Genomic DNA, 1,096 nt, shown 5'->3' on the forward strand with positions numbered 1-1,096 from the left:
CGCGCTGACGCCGCCAACGCCGGGCGACGACCTGCAGGCCTGGGTGGACGCGCTGCCGACCCTGCCGCTGCGCGAATACTCGATCGCTTCGGTGCCGGCCGACGGGCTGCTGCAATTGGTGGTGCGCCTGACCCTGCGCGACGACGGCCGCCCCGGCGTGGGCGCCGGCTGGCTGTGCCAGCATGCGCCGGTGGGCGCGGTGCTGCGCGCGCAGGTGCGGGCCAACCCCGGGTTCCGCCGGCATGGCGATGCGCCCATGCTGCTGATCGGCAACGGCACCGGTATCGCCGGCCTGCGCAGCCTGCTGCGCGAGGCCGCGCCGGCCGGTGTGCAGGGGCACTGGCTGTTGTTCGGCGAACGCAATGCCGCGCACGATGCGCTGTTCGGCGACGAGCTGCGCGCCTGGCGCGACGCCGGCCATCTGCAGCGCCTGGATCTGCTGTTCTCGCGCGACCAGGCGCACAAGCGCTACGTGCAGGACGGGTTGCGCGAGTCTGCCGACGCGGTCCGCGACTGGGTGGCGCGTGGCGCCACCGTGTACGTCTGCGGCAGCCTCGCCGGCATGGCGCGCGGCGTGGATGTGGCACTGCGCGAGATCCTGGGCGAGGACGCGCTGGATGCGCTCAGCGCGGATGGGCGCTATCGGCGCGATGTGTATTGAGGCGATGCGCCGATCGCAGTGCGATCCAGGCTCTTGCGTGTCAGCCCTGATCGTCGCTGCGCATCATGGTGACGGGCAGAGGACGGTGGCAGCAATTTCAGCGAGCCACTGATCCGAGCGGAATGCGCGCGTGCAGCAACCGGGCGATGCGTCCGAGTGCCATGCGTCGGGACTGAAGTCCCTCCCACAACGGCCTTCTGGTCCCGCTTGTTGTGTGTCGGCGCGGCAGCAGACCGGCATCTGCCTCGCGTCGCCGCGCAATCCGCTTACCTGCAGTCGCCGCTACCGGTGGCGGCCGGTGCCTTGATCCGGTACAGGTCGCGCTTGCCGGCCCTGGGCGCGCGGGCGCTGCCGGACAGCAGCAGTTCGCTGGGCTTGGACGCATCCAGCACGGCGCCGGCGGTGTGGCCGTCGCTGCCGTTGAACGACAGCGCC

At 71.7% G+C, this 1,096-nt stretch carries 2 pseudogenes; one reads left to right on the forward strand and one right to left on the reverse strand.

Annotated features, from left to right (window positions below):
* Positions 1–661: pseudogene (locus D180_RS10335) on the forward strand (iron-uptake factor); the annotation flags it as partial.
* A gap of 266 nt (positions 662–927) precedes the next feature.
* Here D180_RS10335 and D180_RS10340 read toward each other — a convergent pair.
* Positions 928–1,096, reverse strand: a pseudogene (locus D180_RS10340) (TolB-like protein); the annotation flags it as partial.

The sequence above is a fragment of the Xanthomonas sp. SHU 166 genome (assembly GCF_000364685.1).
GTDB lineage: Bacteria > Pseudomonadota > Gammaproteobacteria > Xanthomonadales > Xanthomonadaceae > Xanthomonas_A > Xanthomonas_A sontii.